Genomic DNA, 15,132 nt, shown 5'->3' with positions numbered 1-15,132 from the left:
TCACCCGATCCAAGTATGGATCGAGCTCATATCCGGCCCTCTTCCCAACGATGTTGAACATGGGCTTAAGCATCGAAATCGCTCTCACCTCCACATTCTCAGCAAGCAGAGGATCTGCGTATTCTTTTGTTTCCCATTTGGAAGCTCGGCAATACCATCGCGCTTTGCACTTATAGTATGCGCGCCGTGCCTCCTTATTGTTGATCTTTGAATGTCTGCTGTGAGCCCAAAGCGCCGAATACCACGTCTTCGGTGAATGTCGGCTTTCCTCCCTCTACCTCATTGCTGGGGTTTTCGTGGCAACGTTGCGACAGCCACTTCGACGACTTACAGTTTACCTTGTCGAAATTGAATAAAAGAGCGCCTTTGTCTCATGGTGGGCGTCCGTGGGAGAACGGCTGTATCTAGATTAAGTAAAGATCATCTTCGAGGAACGGAGACCCCCCGTTACGAGACGTCCGGCCAGCGCCGATGGCTACCGACCGGCTGCGCTGGACTCAATTATGACGACTCAAAGCCCAGAGAGCACTTGCATTTTAGATCAGACTAGTAAGTCAACCCCACACGCACCCGGAGAAAAACGGATGATTATTAGAAAGCTGTTGTCGATTTTGCTCTTTACATGCGTCTTAATGAACTCGGCAGCAATGGCTGGCGAAGATTTGTGTGATTCCAAGGGTAGGCAAGATCAGGACTTTTTTGTTGGTTCCGTTGCCGCTTTGGAAATACCGGAGCAAACCTACGACATAAGATTTAGCAACGAGGATTTACTTAGCCCGTTCGTTGAGGAGAACTATGTATTGCTAAGTGGAGAATATGTCGGTGCTACCACAATTCGCTTTGTGGACGAAGGGGGGCAAATTATTCGCGAATGCAGATTAGAAGTCGAAGACACCCCAGAAATAGAAACGATCTTGGAGAAGACTTCTGAAAAGGGTTGTCAGTTCAAGTCAGGTAACCTGCTGACCATGGGCGTAGGGTTTGAGGAGTTCATTGACAGCCATGAAGACCTTTCATTTGTTAAAGTGGGTAACGGGCGTATACTGGATACCGAACACTATGATCGGCCAGAAATTCAGATAAGAGGAGAAGGCCAAGGCGTCACTTCGCTTGCGCTTGTTGCGAGTAATGGTGAAATAATCCGGAGCTGCTGGATTAGAGTCATTGATGGGTATCAAATTGAGGTGCCAGAAAACCCAATAGATTTTTTTGATTTGCCTTATGTCGTAAAGGATTGGAGCAATGTTGTAGATGTTCTGAAACTGGCGACAGAATGCAGCAGTCCGGATCACGGCCTTGGTCGCGATACTTGCTACAAAGTGTTCTATTGCGGAGATGGAGGATGCGAAAGCGGCGATGTTTTAGTTGAGGCTAAGAAAGGTTATTGGAGTAATTCCATCCTGAAAGCCGCCCTGAAGGGGCACCGAGTGCGGGCGATACACCACCTGGACACATTTCGTGATGGATCATATACCAAAGAGCAAATACAAAAACTTGAAGCGGACAACGGCGAATGTGGGTTTTGGATCGCCAGCGCTGCGGCATCCGGACACGCCGAGTATGGCAGAAACTTCGATTGGCTAACGGGTGCCCTCAATTACGATCAATTTTGCATCGAAGTACAACCTGGCTACGAGGCGGGTGTTGCATTGCAGCTTCGCGAGTACGATACGATTAGAATGGCTGTGAGGACAGGAGGTGGAGCCGGGAGCCGATCAATATCTATGTCAGTTCCCCGAGTTGTTTTTCTAACCGCTATTGAGTCCGATATGATGGCTTACAACGAGGTTCTAGCGCAAGGGGTTAAGAACGTTCTGGGGGTGGATTGTATTAAGCCGGGCGTTGCTGTTTGCTCGATTGTGGCCCGCGATGGCAGGTTGGACTTGGATGTAAACTTTCCTTACACTGGCGGACTTGGAAAAGCTGGGCACTGGCATCGGTTGATTTTGCAAATAGTCCCAAATCAGTTTTCCGTTGACAGGTACATTCTCGATTTCCAAATGCCGGTTACACAGTTGCGCAGGTGGCCGGCGGATTCAAGGCCACCAATCGAGGGGTACGCTACGGTTGATTTTGATCCGGAGTTTGAGCAAATAAGGAATGCAATAATGAGTTTTGTTTCCAGGTCTTTAGATGCTTGCCTCAGCAATGGTCTGATTGGAAGCTGCCAGCATTAAAGTCACCTATTTTAGTTGTACTAATTGTTAGGATTCTGAAGACGAGAATCTAAACAACACTATGAATAGACTCGTGAAAAATCCGCCGAAGGCGGCTTCCACCAACGCAATTGCTCCCGGCAAGGAGTTCTCATTTGGTATAGTAGAGCTGCCATACAGGAACAGAATAAAGACAATTGACACAATGTATGCCACGAAAAGAACAGTCATTAAGCTTAGGAACACTGTGCTGACCATTTTGCCTCTTGGCCCTGGCGTGATCCCAATTGTCTTTACAACAATTCCTACATATGTGCCGAAGATCGGAAGGAAAATAGCAATAGTAGAAAAATAGGTTTGCGGACTTGTTATTCTATCACGCAAGTAATAGGCCGAGAATATCACAAGTCCAACGTGCGACAAAACTACTACGATAGAAAAGAGAGCTCTCGCTGATCGTTCATACATCACAGAAATTGTTTTCTTTATTCTGAAATAATCTCGTTAAGCCCCTGTCAAATTTTGCGAAAAAACACGGGGTACTCAGAATTTTTACCACGGAAATAGCAGAGTTGCCAGACACAACAAAAAAACTCAAGGCAACAGCTAAAGACCTTCGCTTGAGTTTTGATCTGCGCGTCGACAATCATACCGGCCCCATCTTTACTTGCGTGCTGAGCCACACTTCAGGGTCAAACCCGCTCCAGCGGAGTTTTTTCAGGCTATCTAACTGTGCTTCGTCGCTTCCGTAACCTTCCTTGATCGAAAAATGAAAATGCTGCACGATGTGCAAGTAAGCCTATTAAAGTGATTATTTTTGCAGTGGAGGGTTTCATGGCTGAAGTGTTCGACGAATATTTGAATTTTGAGCCCAACAAGTACGGCAGCTTAAAGGACGAAGTGGTTGTAATTCCTCTTGAATACCTCCCAGCTGGAGACGAGGACCAACTCATCGAAGAATTTGAGATCCGTTCGGACAGAGCGCTTTACAAGATGAGAGGATCGCTTTCGGAATTCGAGCATATTGTTTACCCAGACCTCAAAGCTAAGCCGCCCGAAGTCGGACGTAGATATTCCGACATAGATTTATTGATGACTTGCAGCGTCTCCAAAGAAGAGGCGGAAAAGAATCCCTTTGTTCGCAGCACTACGTACACCCTTGGCATAAATGTAGTCAGCCATTGGGCCTCTCGAGGAAAATCTACGGGCGTTAACGTTTTCCTCGCGCGCGACATGGTGAAGGTCCTCGACATACTCAATGGCCGCTTACCTGCGCGGCGCTGCAAAAAGCCCTATTTCTTCGAGCTTAATGATATTCGGCTTCCGAATAGGATCTTTGCTGAGGTAAACAATCTTATCATTGTGTTTCACAGTGATCGCATGGAGCCCTGCTGACTGCACCCACTTCAGCAGTAGACTTAAGCCTTGAAACCTACGGCGGGCGCAGGTCAGAGAAAACGGTCTCAGTTGAAATCAAGATTCCGCGCAAGACGCCCTACGCCGCAGCAGCGGCACTTGAGGCAATCGCCGAGGCAATTCGCAAGGACGATGTAACAACAATTCCGACCCGATTCACGATGGGAATGGGTTGGACCTGACAGTTACGAAACACGACTAAGAGGAACCGCGACGATCACGCAGGCGCATACTGAAGGAAACACTTTTGGAATTTTAAAAAATTGATCGGTATACTACCCAAGTGTTTTGAAAAAAATTTGGAGCGCAGCATGCAATCTTTCAGCAGCAACTTTGACAGCCCCAGTGAAATTGATCGGTTCTCGGATGTCAGTTCCAAGGCCATTAGCGAAAAAAAGGTAAAAATACGAAAGAAATTGGGAGTTAATTCCCTTAAGATGGAAATTGATCGAAATGATCATAAAGGCGATAAAGTTCCCTACCGAGCGGATCTTTTGGTAAATGGGAATCCCGATAAAATTCCCTTGGAAACTCCAGTTAACTACAAGTTTTCCTTCGCAATGAATGATAGGTTTGTACAAGACCCCTGGATGTCGTTTGTTCTAGCCCAGTGGCTTCCGCGCACTCGGGACAAAGGAGGCCCTTGTCTTGCGCTTGACCTGCGCAACACTAGATTGCGTTTGGCTCGAAACCTAGATGACAACACAGAAGATAAGGCAGAGCACATCTACGAAAGAAAAATAGGAGACCTCTTTTTTGACTATACCCCGTGGCAAGTCATCAAGTGGGTTGATGTTCATGTAGAAGCCATATGGAGTTTAGGCTCAACTGGGCGGCTTCGTGTGTTGTTCGATGGAAAAGAAGAGTATTCGGAAAACGGTCCCAACTGTGATTCAACGGACTGGGTTCCAAAGTTCAAGTTTGGGCCATACCTACCGGGCTGGCGAAAAGAACTCCCCCACAACAGAACGGAAGTCACGCGCCGGGTTATGTACTTTCGAAGCCTCAGCATCGAGTGGTAGTTTCTCAGGAACGCATAATTGGGAACACGTATGTTTCGAGACTTCAAATAGGAAGTGAAAGAATGAGCGCTTGGCCTCTTTCCTAGATCGGTTTTCCTGTGTTTGACGGACCTGGCGCAACGTCTTTGTGGACGTGATTTACAAGGCTAATGCCCTCGGCCACGACATCGCCGCCAACAACGCGAACGTCACCGTTTTGAACGTCGACATTGCCTTTGCCCGAGATATCGCCGTCAAAGTTCCCTGCCGGCGGTGCCCCCGAAAACGGGCCGCCGATGATAACGCCTCTGGTCGTGTCACCACCCGGTGAAAGAACAATCACCTGCGTTCCTTCCTCAGGCGGAATCCAGAACTTCAACGCTTCCGAGCCCATCTGAGCAACGGGCAACCAATTGCTGGTCGCACCGTTGCCCCAATCCACCCTTGCCCGCGCGCTGCCTCGATCGAGTTCAACAACGGTGGCAATGACGATCATGCGCTCTATCGCCTGCAGTGCTTGGGAAAGGGCATATTCCGACATTACACACCCTCGCTCTTATAGCTGCTTTCGTTCCCGGCGCCGGTGTCAGGCACCCATGACGTCAGAACCTCCGTTGGCGTTACACCCTCATCGACAAAATAGCTGGGCCCTACGTGGCATTCATGAACCCACTCGACGCGCCAAACGTCGAACTTGTGGGACTGCGGGGCGAACTCATCAGGTTCCACGGCAAGGATTGACGCCCCACCCCATTGCACCCCGAGGCGGCTTTTGTGCACGTGCGCCGCCACCGCGCCCGCTGCCTTCACAGACTCGCGTCGAACTTTTGGGGTGCGCTGCCCCATTACGATACGCGCCTCAATGCGGACCAGGCACGGGAATTGTCCGGTCAAAGCGTCCTGATCAAGATCCGGCTCCAGCTCCGATATTTGAACAATAATCGCGGGAACCCGTAGGTCTGTACGGCTTTCATCCTCAGCCACAACGGTTTTAAATCCGTCGAACTTGGCGGCTAGATTTGCAACAACGTCGTCAAGGGCCTGCCCCAGATCAATTTCGTCTGGCATCGCCAACCCCCAGAATTGTGCGGGCCTTAATCTCGGCCACAAAGTGCTTGAAATATATCGAGTCGACGTCGACGAACACTTCGTCTTCCAGATAGATCATCATGCGATCAGCGACCGGCAACGCAGCCTCGACAATCGGAAACTTGCCGGGGCCCGTTCGTTGATAAACCCCGCGTCGACCGTTCACGTTGGCCAGAAACGCGCCGTGAATGGTGGTATCGCCAAACTGAATTCCACCCGGCACCTTTTTGGGGCGCCCTTTGAATGCTGACAAAGGCAGATCGTTCGCGCCGAACCAGATTTTCAGCGTGTCGCGTCCCTTGCCCACTTTAAATTCTTTGATCCGCCGACGCAGTGCAGTGGCGTTTCTCAGCCCAAGTTCGCTTTGCAGGCCCTTCGATGCCAACCGGCGGATCGTGCCCGCGGTGCGCTTCGCGGCCCGTTTGCGCGATAAATCGACCTGCTTAGGGGTGGCATCATACGCTGCCGCCACCTCTTCCAGACGATGATCGTCAAAGTTAAACGCCAGCATTGTAGTAAACGCTCTGCTCGGCAAGGATCAGCATCGCTAGCCCAGTGCCGTCGAGCTGGGGCGAATGTACAACGTCATATGTCTTGCCTTCGATTTCAGCTTCATCGTCAGCTTGCACAGGCGCGGCGGCGCTCTCAGCGCATATGAAAACTGGCGTCTGGTGGTCGTGCTCATAATCCCCCAGTACCGCGACCTGGCTGGCATCGGTGAAAATGCCAAAGAACTCCCCGACCGCTTCGCCATTCCGAGTAATGACCGCCTGTGTGGCGAACTCGTCAGGGTCGAAAAAGTCGGAGAGTTCTTCCCAAGGGGGGTGTGGCATCCCTTATTCGGCCTCGGCCGTCTCGATCGCCTTTATCAGCTCGGCTTTGGTTTTCAGCTTCCTGAAGCCCTCGATGGCGTAATCTTCGGCGATTTCTCGAAGTTCTTCGACCGTGTGCTCGTCCAAAGGCTTATCTTCGTCACCATCGGCGGTGTGAAGTTCCGCCTTTTTGCGGTTCAGCAGGTTCTTGGCGTCAGCGTCGTTGACGGTTACGATTGCGCCCGGGCCCTTAATTTTTCCCTCGATCACAACGGCGGACGTGATCTTGATGGTGGCTATTTTGGTCGACATGTCAGTCTCCAGTTTTGATTGAAGAGGTTAGGCAGCCGATTGGCTGCCCCACTGTTCAGCCGTTACGCGGGGGCGCCGTAGCAGAAGCTTTCGACGCGGCGGAACACGATGTCGACGTCTTGGAAAGCAACTATCCGCAGACGACCTTTGCGGCTGTGTGTGTACGGGTCGACTGTGAGGTCAAGACCACCCCAGGCACCGACAACGGCGTCCGCAAAATTGCCGTGGAACACGTCGCCCTGATCGACCTGGTTGGTGATTTCTGCCCGGTAGCCGTTGACCTGATTGCCCGATTCCCAGATCGGCGCACCATTCGAACCCGCGAATTTTTCGGTGGTCTTACAGTGGCCGCGGAACCGCGCATTCGCACAGTAGGCCATGCTTTCAACATCGGCGTTGTCGACGGAAATCTCACTTTCCATCTGAACCAGTTCCGCATAGGTCGGGTTGGCGGCTGCAAAAGCCACAGCATTAACACCTGTCTGGTTTTTCAGACCCATCGGTTTTTTGACGCCATCTCCGTAATAACCGGCGCGGTCGATCGTCAGGCCCAGAGCTGAGGCCAAATCTCGGCGAACCATTGCCTCGGTATCGATCGAAGTCTGGCGCAAGGCAGAACGGGTAATTTCCGAGAAGGCCCCCACGGTCTTTGGCGACATGTTGATGTCACGCAGGTCTTGGCTGCCTTCGCCGGCGTCTTCGTCATCATCCAGCCAATAACCAGACGCGCCGCCCGCTTGTCCGATCATGTCATAGTTGCCCATCAGGCCACCCAATGGTGTCGCCAAGGCGAGGAACACCGAGCGATTCCGCAGCATTTCGATAAAGCTCTGCGACAAAAGGGTTGTACCTACGGCCAAACCGCCGGTGTCACCCGGTTGTGCGCCGTCAGTCCCCAGATTCAGAGCCCGGTGCAGAACGTCCATCGGAACCATGATGCCTTGCGCATTCCGACCGAGTGCCTGGGCTGCCGCACGGCTGGCTTCAAACTCAAACGCGGCTTCCTCTTGCATGGCCCGATCATTGGGCATGGACAGAGCGCGAAGGGCGCGAGTGAAGGAAAAGCGGTCCGCCTCGGCTTCAGTCAGGCCGATTTGCCCGCCGTCATCATCCAGCGGGCGGTTGCTGCGGGTGTTGTTTTCGTTGCCGTTGTTGACGTGATCCAGCAGCGACCGGGTGAAGTCTTCCACGCTGGTGTTGTTGCGGATTGCCTCTGCCGCCAATTGCTGCGCCGAATACTGTTCGCCCAGTTCCAGCAGATCGGCGGTGCGCTGTTGCTCGGCTTGTGCGCCTTCCTGTACCAATGCGCGGGTATCAGCGGCGCTTTCAAGCACCTCAAGCACCTCGACCACGTTGCCGTTTTCGTCCACACGAGCGCGGACCAAGGCGCCATTGTGTCGTAGAACTCGTTCCATATTGCCCGATCCTTCTTGTTCGTTGGCATCAGTTTGGGTGTCAGTATTGCCCCGCTCGTTTTCGAGTTCCTCTGGCGGTTCCCCCACCGACCGGCCAACGCCAACGCTCGCGTCGGCGGGAATGCTGACCATAGAGATTTCGTAGGGTTCCCATTCGGTGATCGTGACCTTGTCGGTTTCGCCTTCGCGTTCCTCGGTGGTGATCGCACGCACGAAATAGCCGACCGAAATATGCCGGATCACACCGTCGACAATGTCGTTCCAGATTTCTTCGGCTTCGGTTCGACGGCTAAACCGCAGAACAGCCCGCCCAACCCGGTCATTGTCCACGCGGGCGCTTTCAACAACACCAATCTGCGCATTTGGGTTATGGTTCCAGAGGACCGCCGCCCCGTTATCCAAGCGCTCGCTGAGCATCGCGCCCGGGGTGTGGTCGAGAACTTCGTCACCAAACCACCGCGCGACCGGGGTTTCGGAACTGAACGCGACCTCGACGGTGCGCGTCTCTTCTTCGAATGACCGCACCGCGGCCGTACGACGCAATGGCCCCTGCCCTCGGTTGCTGTTGATCTGCTCGGCGGTGATGCCACGCGTCAGGGGCTGGCCAATCAGGTCAGCAAGTTTATTCTGTCCCGTCATTTTGGGGCTCCTGTTTGGTTGCGGGTGCTTTCGCGCCCAATGCCTGGCCCATCGCGGCCATGATGAATTTTTCCGGGATGCCTGCGGCTTCCATCGACGCAATGTCAGACGCGACCGTTTGCCAGACGGTTTCAGGGTCTCGACCCTGCTTTCGGATGATCTCTGACGGGGCAGTCAGTAGATTGTCTTTGGCCGTGACTTCCGCGTCGATATCCTTCGTCGGGTCAACCCACGCCCAACGTCGACCTTGCCAGAAAACGGCACGGTATTTGGCTATACGCTCGGGGCGCAGCCGAATGGGCCCATTCGTGACCAGCCCCAACAGCAAGGCGCGCTCAAGTGCTCGGTTGTATACGCGGTCGATCAAACACTCGATCAGCCACTCTTGCAGGTCCATCCAGTGTTCGCGCTCGTCGATCACACCTTGACGGATCGAACTGAAGTTCACACCCTCAAGATCATTGGCCAGGCTGACATACGCCACGCCCATACCGGCCCCCGCGCCGCGCAGCATGGCCTTGTGAAATGATCCGAATTCACCGCTGGGATAGCGCGAGTCGAAAGCCTTGTGACGCAAACCAGCGGGCAGTTCTTGAAAGATCCCGCCTTCGGCCTCGATAACGATTTCTTCGTCTTCGTCTTCTTCGTCGGGTTCCGGTCCTTCGCCCTCATCCCACTCCAGAAAGCCGCCGACGCTGGCGCCGGTGCGGGCATTGACTAGCGCCGCTTTCTCGAATCCTGAGAGTTGATTTAGACGCCACAGGGATGTTGCCGCCCATGGCAAACCACGGCGCTGCCCTTCGATCTCTTCGAGATACCCGTGAATGATCTCGTCCGCTGGTACGCGTTCGAGATTGCGGCCGTTGAAGGTGTACCCGGTGTTTCCCGGGTCATCAGTCATGAAGAAATAGTTCAGTGCGCGCCCTTCGCGCGAGAACTCGATACCCTGCCGAATAAAGCGGCCGTCCGGCAGGCGGTCGACGTTGTAGTCAACCGGGCAGCGTTGCGGGTCAATGCTCTGCAGCGCGTAGCCCATCGGCGCGGCCTTGCCCACTATTTCGCGGAACATGAATTCGCCGTCTTTGGCCGCAGTCCGTACCGCCTTCTTGCACTGCATACGGAAACTGCTGCGCCCTTTGATGTCGCAGTTTTCCGCGCGAGCCCATTTTTTCCACCACGCCTCTAAGGCCTCATTGGCACCCCGATCAAGATTGCCGTTCGCGTCTTTGGCTTGCGCCTGCAGGACAACTCCGCGATAGCCAACAATGTTCTGGTCACACAGACGCAGGTAGCTTTTGAGATAGTCGTTCTTTGCGGCCTGTTCGCGAGACCGCGCAACAAGTATCCGCTGGTTACGGTCAATGACCTGGTCAGCGGTCAAAGGTGTTGTGGTCCAACTTGCGGTCAAACGATCCGTTTCTCCGGCGTCATAGGATCTGGCCATCCGGATCGGCCGCGCCACCGTTCGACGGCTGACTTTTGGAATAGAGGTTTGAACGTCAACCACTTCTTTGGCTGGTTGTTCCGCGCTGCGTTTTGAGAAAGGCCAAGCCATCAGAACGACACCCTCACTTTACGGCGCACGATGCGCTGGCTGCGGCCGTTGCTTTTCAGCTTGGCCACCTCGGCCCTGTACGTTTTGCGGAGTTCCAACAGATCGGCGATAGAGGTGCGAACCAATTCCCGGTCTTTGATTTTGTAAGACTGCTGATCTTTGGTCGCCCGGTTTTCAATTACCGCTTCGATCGCTGCCAAAACCTTTTCGGCGTGTTTACGTGGGTCGTGCCCTGCGTCGATACTGGCAACGTCCGCTTCAATCTCAAGTTCGCCCGATTCAATTTCGAACGTGTCGACGCCATCCGAGACGCGAACCGTAACAACATACCGACCTGGCACATAATTCGCGGTGGCGCCGGCGGCTACTGCGAACAAATGCGCGTCGCCGTCTGCCGTCGCCGTCAGATCAATGGCCGCAGGACCGCGCAGATAGGCCGTTACGGACCAGTCTGATGCCGGGTATTCAGCAGAATTGATGGTTGCCCGAAGGCTCAAGCCCGCCCGAATGCAACTCGGAAATTGTGTCAGCAATGAAAAACCCGCCCGCAAGCCTTATGATCGTCGAGCCCGCCGCCGCGTTGTCGCTGCGCGCGAGCTTCGACGCCTAGTCTTGCGGCGTTTCTTCTTGGGTTCCTCTGGCGGTTCCCCCTCATCGTCGGTTTCAAGGGTTTCCACTGCGGTAGTTTCGACCGTATTCAACCGGGCCAGTAACAGTTTGATGTTTGGCTTTTCGATTTTCAGAGCGGCATAGGCATAGACACGACAATCTAGCGCCTCATTCCTTTCCCGGGTTTTGTGCCAATCGCGCACCGGGAAGCCCCTGATCAACTTTGTGACCAGGCGCTCGGCCGTTAGTTGCTCAAAATATTCAACGTCTCGATCGAGGCTAAACACACATGAGCCCGGGCCGGTCTCAAGATTGAATCGGCGTTGGATTAATAGTTTGCCTTCGTCCGAACCCACCGTGAACAGTTTGACTGGCCGCCCTTTCTTTGGCGATTTCCGCATGTTCGGCGGCGAAACTATCGGTCGATCCCAGCCGCCCTTGCCTTTAATCGCAAAGATCCGGCTACGGTGCTTGCCCGCCAATTGTTCATAAGCGCTTTGGGTCAGGCCTTTGTTGCCTCCCGTGTCAACGCAAGTCGCACGTATGCGCAGCTCGGCCCCGCTTTCGTGCGTGAAGGTTTGATTGAGATAATCGAACAGTTCGTCCCAAACCTCAGATTGCGTCGGGTCTCCCCAGAAAACCTGATAGTCAATGTTCCAACTGCACTCGCCCAGCCCCCAGCCGACAACTTCTACCTCAAGCCGGTCTGTCTGCATGTCGACGCCGGCCGTCAGGACGCCGACCGCCGCTGGAACCTGTGCCGGGTACTTGATCGCGCGCGCGATCAGCGCGTCGGCCTCGACCTCGTCGGCCTCTTCAACCCACGTCTCAGCAAGCGAAACGTTCGTGAAGGTCTGCAAATCGTTGGCGGCCTTCTTGTCGAGGAACGATTGAACGATGTCCCTCAGCTTTCGAAAGCACGAATACAATTCGTTCAGGTGGTAGGACGCGTGCCCGCGAAACGGCTTTTCAGCCTTCCACCCTGCCCCGTCTTCTTCGGCAGAGCGGATCGCCGCCTTGCGTTCTTCGTCGGAGATCACGCACCCGTTGGACTCGCATTGGTAATAGGCGGTCTCGGGAAGGTGTCCCCCATCGTCGCCTTTTTCCCATTTCACCCCTGCCCATTTTAGGTGCTGACGTTCCCCGCAGTGCGGGCAGGCAACGTGAAAGCGCCGCTTGTCGCCTTCCTCGAAAGACGTGTCGATCCGGCTAGCCCCTTTTATCGTCGGGGTGCTGATTTCTGTAACTAGGCGCTGATCGCCAAAGGTGGCCGCGCGCTGGGATAGCAGCTCGACTGGGTGTCCTTCGTTGGTTCGATCGTACCCGTCGACCTCATCGCAAACGATTTTAGGCGCCGAGCGGCCACGCATTGTCTTGGGCGAACCGGACCAAGAGAACATCATGAACCCGCCGGGATAGGATTTCATGCGCTGGTTGTTGACGCCATCCCGGCCGCGCGGCTTCGCAATCGCATCCTGCAATGCTTCGTTCGCGTCGACCATTGGGTTGAATTTGGTCTCAAGCCAGGTTTGCAAGTCGCCCTGGCTGGGCTGCATCATTATCTGCGAACATGGATCATGAGCGATGAAATAGCCCTGCGCGCAAAGCGCAACCAAGGTCTTGCCAACCTGTGCACCCCATTTGAGCGTGACCCGATGGCATTCAGGGTTCGCCATCATGTCCAGCGGTTCGCGCTGATACGGGGCGTTATCGAACCGGATCAAACCGGGGATAGCGTTGCCAACCGGGATTTTGACGTTCTTCTCTGCCCACTCGGATGGCGTGAGTTTCGGCGGGGGCCTTAGAAAACGCTGGGCGCTGCGTGTCGCGTTAACGATCGAGGTCGCGTTTGAAAAGTCAGCGCGGGCATTCAATCGTCTTCCCCGTCTTCGGCTTCGGTATCCAAATCGGATTCAGTAATCAGATCACCATTGGCCAGCGCTTCAAGTGCCAAATCGATTTCTTCGAGCAACACAGCTTTGACTTTGGTTTCTGATTTTTCCCCGACAACACGACTGGCCGCCCGCGGTGGCAGCACGTTGCGCATATTCGCGCGCACCTCGCCGAACGCTTTGGCCATGGCGCGATCCATTTGCTCGATCGGCGCAACCAATCCCTTAGCTTGGGCCAGATCAAGCTCGGCGCTCTCTGTTTCTGCCAGCAGCTTTCGGCGTCTCAGTTCTTTCTCGCTGGCAAACTCAAGGCCATCAGCTTCGGATCTTATGTCGCCTTCACGCCACCCCAGAACCGCAGCCGAATTGAATACCCATTTCTTGCCCCGGCCGCCACGCTGCACGAACGGACAACCACGGCGCACCCAATCGTCAAGCGTGGTCATCGCAATACCGGCATAATCTGCCATTTCGGCCCTGTTCAGATTTCGCCCTCGACCGACTTTGTTGCTCACGCCACTGCCTCAAGTAATAGTAGTAGGCCACGTTTCCCGGGCCCTCGCACAAATAGTTTTTTGCGCTGTATCCCACCCACAGGCCCTACCCCCGCCGGAAGGACCCATATTCACCATTCGATGATCAAAACTACAGCGCCCACCAGCCACCAACCCCAACCAGAAAGCCCATTGACCCATCCATACCCGCCAATCCCAACGCACATACAGACAGCAACCGCGACTGCTAAACTAGCGAAACTCATAGCCAAGAACTCCCTTCAACGCCTCATTATCTTCCACGCACCAACGCCTGTTCCGACAAAGAACAGCCATCGGATCATATCGCCCGCCCATTGCTGCATTTCTGGCGTTGGCAGGTTCGAAACCTGCTGATTGCCGAACACGTCACGCAGGTACGGAATGCTGTCGACGATGACCGCCGACCACCACAGGGCCAACGGCACAAGGAACATGCCGGCGAACACCCAGAACCAAGGGAAATGCAGCTTTGCACGGTTGTACTCGGCCATGATCTGCACTTCGGCCACAGCCTGGCGCGCAATCTCGATCGTGGCCTCGGTCTTTAGCCGCTCTTTGTCGTTTTCCAGCTCGGCCCGGCGTTCCAAATGCGAAATAGCCTTGTCGACAATGCCGCCAAAGCCCAAACGCATGAGGAATGCCAGAACGCCGCTCATTTGAAAGTCAGCGGCTTCTTGGTAACAGCCCGTAAGATGTTGCCACCAACCAACCAAGTGAGTGTCAGGGTTGTTCGTATCACGCCCGCGTGTTCCTGCGGCAGGCCGAGGTGAACAAGCTGGTCAACGTATGGCAGGGCCTCATGTGCGAACATAACCAGCGCCATCAGGGTATTAAACCAAATGGTCTTTGATAGCTTCCAATCCTTACCCATTGGTCATTTCCTCCAATTTTTCACGATAGGCAGCGGCACGGCGGGCGTGTTGGGCTGCGTTCAAGGCAAGGATCAGCGTGCAGACCGTCAGAACGCCGATAACAGACCAAAGGGCCCATTCGGGCAGATCGACCAGCAGCGCGCCGCCACCGCCCACAGGTGCGGCGCGTGCGCCTTTGGCCTGCGTAGCGCGTGCGCCTTGGGCCTTGTCTGCCTCGGCTTTGACGCGCTCGGGCGATTGCGTGGCCATAGCCACCGCTTCGGCCTCTGTATCGGCCACACGACGGGCCCAACCACGCCCGAAGGTCGACCACGTGCGCAGCTTGCGCAGAAACGACATGCGGGCCGCACATGCTTTCTGAATCACACCCACGGTGTCAGCGGTGTTCAGAGCTGCCCCAAGGGTCTCGCGCCCGATCTTGCCGTCAGCAGCAACGCCAAGGCCCTTTTGCATCCATTTGGCACCGCGCGACGGGCCAGAGTTCACAGACCCATCAAAAGCCACCACGTCGAGCCCCTGCGGCAGTTCATCGCCTTTGATCGGGTTCCAATACCCCCGGCGGTAGATCCGGCCCGCCTCATCCAGCGACAGGGCGCGAACGGCGTCCTTACTGACGGCCCGACCGCGAAACTTTGACAGTGTGCCGATGGTGATACCGTACTTGGTGGCCCCGCCCGGGTCTTTAGGGTGGTCGACGTAACCGCCTTCCCATTTCAGCACATGCGTCAGGCAAGCGTCGTAGTTCTTTCTGCTCATTGTTCCCTCAAGCCTCTGGAACTTGTGAGGGATGCTATGAGAGTGGTTTGCCTTAATCCTCTGGCGGTTCCC

At 54.6% G+C, this 15,132-nt stretch carries 18 protein-coding genes; 4 read left to right on the top strand and 14 right to left on the bottom strand.

The genetic code is table 11. The features are described 5' to 3' along the window. Nucleotides 1-584 precede the first annotated feature (584 nt). A complete protein-coding gene (locus AC2FEE_RS11940) occupies nucleotides 585-2,177 on the top strand; it encodes a pilus assembly protein N-terminal domain-containing protein (protein ID WP_496865450.1) in 1,593 nt (530 codons plus the stop codon). A 61-nt stretch (nucleotides 2,178-2,238) separates the two neighbouring features. Beyond that, the gene (locus AC2FEE_RS11935) at nucleotides 2,239-2,511 is read left to right on the top strand and encodes a hypothetical protein (RefSeq protein WP_496865448.1); all 273 of its coding nucleotides are present in this window, start codon (nucleotides 2,239-2,241) and stop codon (nucleotides 2,509-2,511) included. 291 nt (nucleotides 2,512-2,802) lie between these two features. Here the strand turns inward: AC2FEE_RS11935 and AC2FEE_RS11930 are convergent, their stop codons facing one another. Beyond that, nucleotides 2,803-2,949, bottom strand: a complete 147-nt coding sequence (locus tag AC2FEE_RS11930) for a hypothetical protein (protein WP_496865446.1) — start codon at nucleotides 2,947-2,949, stop codon at nucleotides 2,803-2,805. 41 nt (nucleotides 2,950-2,990) lie between these two features. Between AC2FEE_RS11930 and AC2FEE_RS11925 the strand changes: the two genes are divergently transcribed. Next, the gene (locus AC2FEE_RS11925) at nucleotides 2,991-3,551 is read left to right on the top strand and encodes a hypothetical protein (protein WP_496865444.1); all 561 of its coding nucleotides are present in this window, start codon (nucleotides 2,991-2,993) and stop codon (nucleotides 3,549-3,551) included. A gap of 332 nt (nucleotides 3,552-3,883) precedes the next feature. Next, the gene (locus tag AC2FEE_RS11920; RefSeq protein WP_496865442.1) at nucleotides 3,884-4,594 is read left to right on the top strand and encodes a heparin lyase I family protein; all 711 of its coding nucleotides are present in this window, start codon (nucleotides 3,884-3,886) and stop codon (nucleotides 4,592-4,594) included. 82 nt (nucleotides 4,595-4,676) lie between these two features. Here AC2FEE_RS11920 and AC2FEE_RS11915 read toward each other — a convergent pair whose 3' ends face one another. The 13 genes from AC2FEE_RS11915 to AC2FEE_RS11855 form a co-directional block, all read right to left on the bottom strand. Further along, nucleotides 4,677-5,114, bottom strand: coding sequence for a phage baseplate assembly protein V (locus tag AC2FEE_RS11915; RefSeq protein ID WP_496865440.1), 438 nt, complete (start codon nucleotides 5,112-5,114; stop codon nucleotides 4,677-4,679). Further along, nucleotides 5,114-5,641: a hypothetical protein gene (locus tag AC2FEE_RS11910; RefSeq protein WP_496865439.1), complete on the bottom strand. Its 528-nt coding sequence runs from the start codon at nucleotides 5,639-5,641 to the stop codon at nucleotides 5,114-5,116. Before AC2FEE_RS11910 ends, AC2FEE_RS11915 begins: the two co-directional genes overlap by 1 nt. Next, nucleotides 5,625-6,173, bottom strand: a complete 549-nt coding sequence (locus tag AC2FEE_RS11905; RefSeq protein WP_496865437.1) for a hypothetical protein — start codon at nucleotides 6,171-6,173, stop codon at nucleotides 5,625-5,627. Before AC2FEE_RS11905 ends, AC2FEE_RS11910 begins: the two co-directional genes overlap by 17 nt. Further along, on the bottom strand, nucleotides 6,160-6,495 hold the full coding sequence (locus AC2FEE_RS11900) for a head-tail joining protein (protein ID WP_496865436.1): 336 nt from the start codon (nucleotides 6,493-6,495) through the stop codon (nucleotides 6,160-6,162). The genes AC2FEE_RS11905 and AC2FEE_RS11900 overlap by 14 nt, the downstream gene beginning before the upstream one ends. Before the next feature lie 3 nt (nucleotides 6,496-6,498). Continuing rightward, nucleotides 6,499-6,786, bottom strand: coding sequence for a Rho termination factor N-terminal domain-containing protein (locus tag AC2FEE_RS11895; protein ID WP_496865434.1), 288 nt, complete (start codon nucleotides 6,784-6,786; stop codon nucleotides 6,499-6,501). 62 nt (nucleotides 6,787-6,848) lie between these two features. Then, nucleotides 6,849-8,840 carry a phage major capsid protein gene (locus AC2FEE_RS11890; protein WP_496865433.1) on the bottom strand — a complete coding sequence of 664 codons (1,992 nt, stop codon included), beginning with the start codon at nucleotides 8,838-8,840 and terminating at the stop codon, nucleotides 6,849-6,851. Beyond that, on the bottom strand, nucleotides 8,824-10,395 hold the full coding sequence (locus AC2FEE_RS11885) for a phage portal protein (protein WP_496865432.1): 1,572 nt from the start codon (nucleotides 10,393-10,395) through the stop codon (nucleotides 8,824-8,826). The genes AC2FEE_RS11890 and AC2FEE_RS11885 overlap by 17 nt, the downstream gene beginning before the upstream one ends. Further along, nucleotides 10,395-10,946, bottom strand: a complete 552-nt coding sequence (locus AC2FEE_RS11880) for a hypothetical protein (RefSeq protein ID WP_496865430.1) — start codon at nucleotides 10,944-10,946, stop codon at nucleotides 10,395-10,397. Before AC2FEE_RS11880 ends, AC2FEE_RS11885 begins: the two co-directional genes overlap by 1 nt. A gap of 3 nt (nucleotides 10,947-10,949) precedes the next feature. Continuing rightward, nucleotides 10,950-12,878, bottom strand: a complete 1,929-nt coding sequence (locus tag AC2FEE_RS11875; RefSeq protein ID WP_496865429.1) for a phage terminase large subunit family protein — start codon at nucleotides 12,876-12,878, stop codon at nucleotides 10,950-10,952. Then, on the bottom strand, nucleotides 12,875-13,411 hold the full coding sequence (locus tag AC2FEE_RS11870) for a terminase small subunit (protein ID WP_496865428.1): 537 nt from the start codon (nucleotides 13,409-13,411) through the stop codon (nucleotides 12,875-12,877). Before AC2FEE_RS11870 ends, AC2FEE_RS11875 begins: the two co-directional genes overlap by 4 nt. 260 nt (nucleotides 13,412-13,671) lie before the next feature. Continuing rightward, complete coding sequence (locus AC2FEE_RS11865; RefSeq protein ID WP_496865427.1) at nucleotides 13,672-14,088, bottom strand: hypothetical protein; 417 nt, start codon at nucleotides 14,086-14,088, stop codon at nucleotides 13,672-13,674. Then, nucleotides 14,085-14,303, bottom strand: coding sequence for a hypothetical protein (locus tag AC2FEE_RS11860; RefSeq protein WP_496865426.1), 219 nt, complete (start codon nucleotides 14,301-14,303; stop codon nucleotides 14,085-14,087). Before AC2FEE_RS11860 ends, AC2FEE_RS11865 begins: the two co-directional genes overlap by 4 nt. Next, a complete protein-coding gene (locus AC2FEE_RS11855; RefSeq protein ID WP_496865425.1) occupies nucleotides 14,296-15,060 on the bottom strand; it encodes a glycoside hydrolase family 108 protein in 765 nt (254 codons plus the stop codon). The genes AC2FEE_RS11860 and AC2FEE_RS11855 overlap by 8 nt, the downstream gene beginning before the upstream one ends. Between the last annotated feature and the right edge of the window lie 72 nt (nucleotides 15,061-15,132).

This window comes from Ruegeria sp. YTSC199, assembly GCF_059609725.1.
The sequence above is the reverse complement of the archived record's forward strand: the minus strand, read 5'-3'. Positions and strand labels throughout refer to the sequence as shown.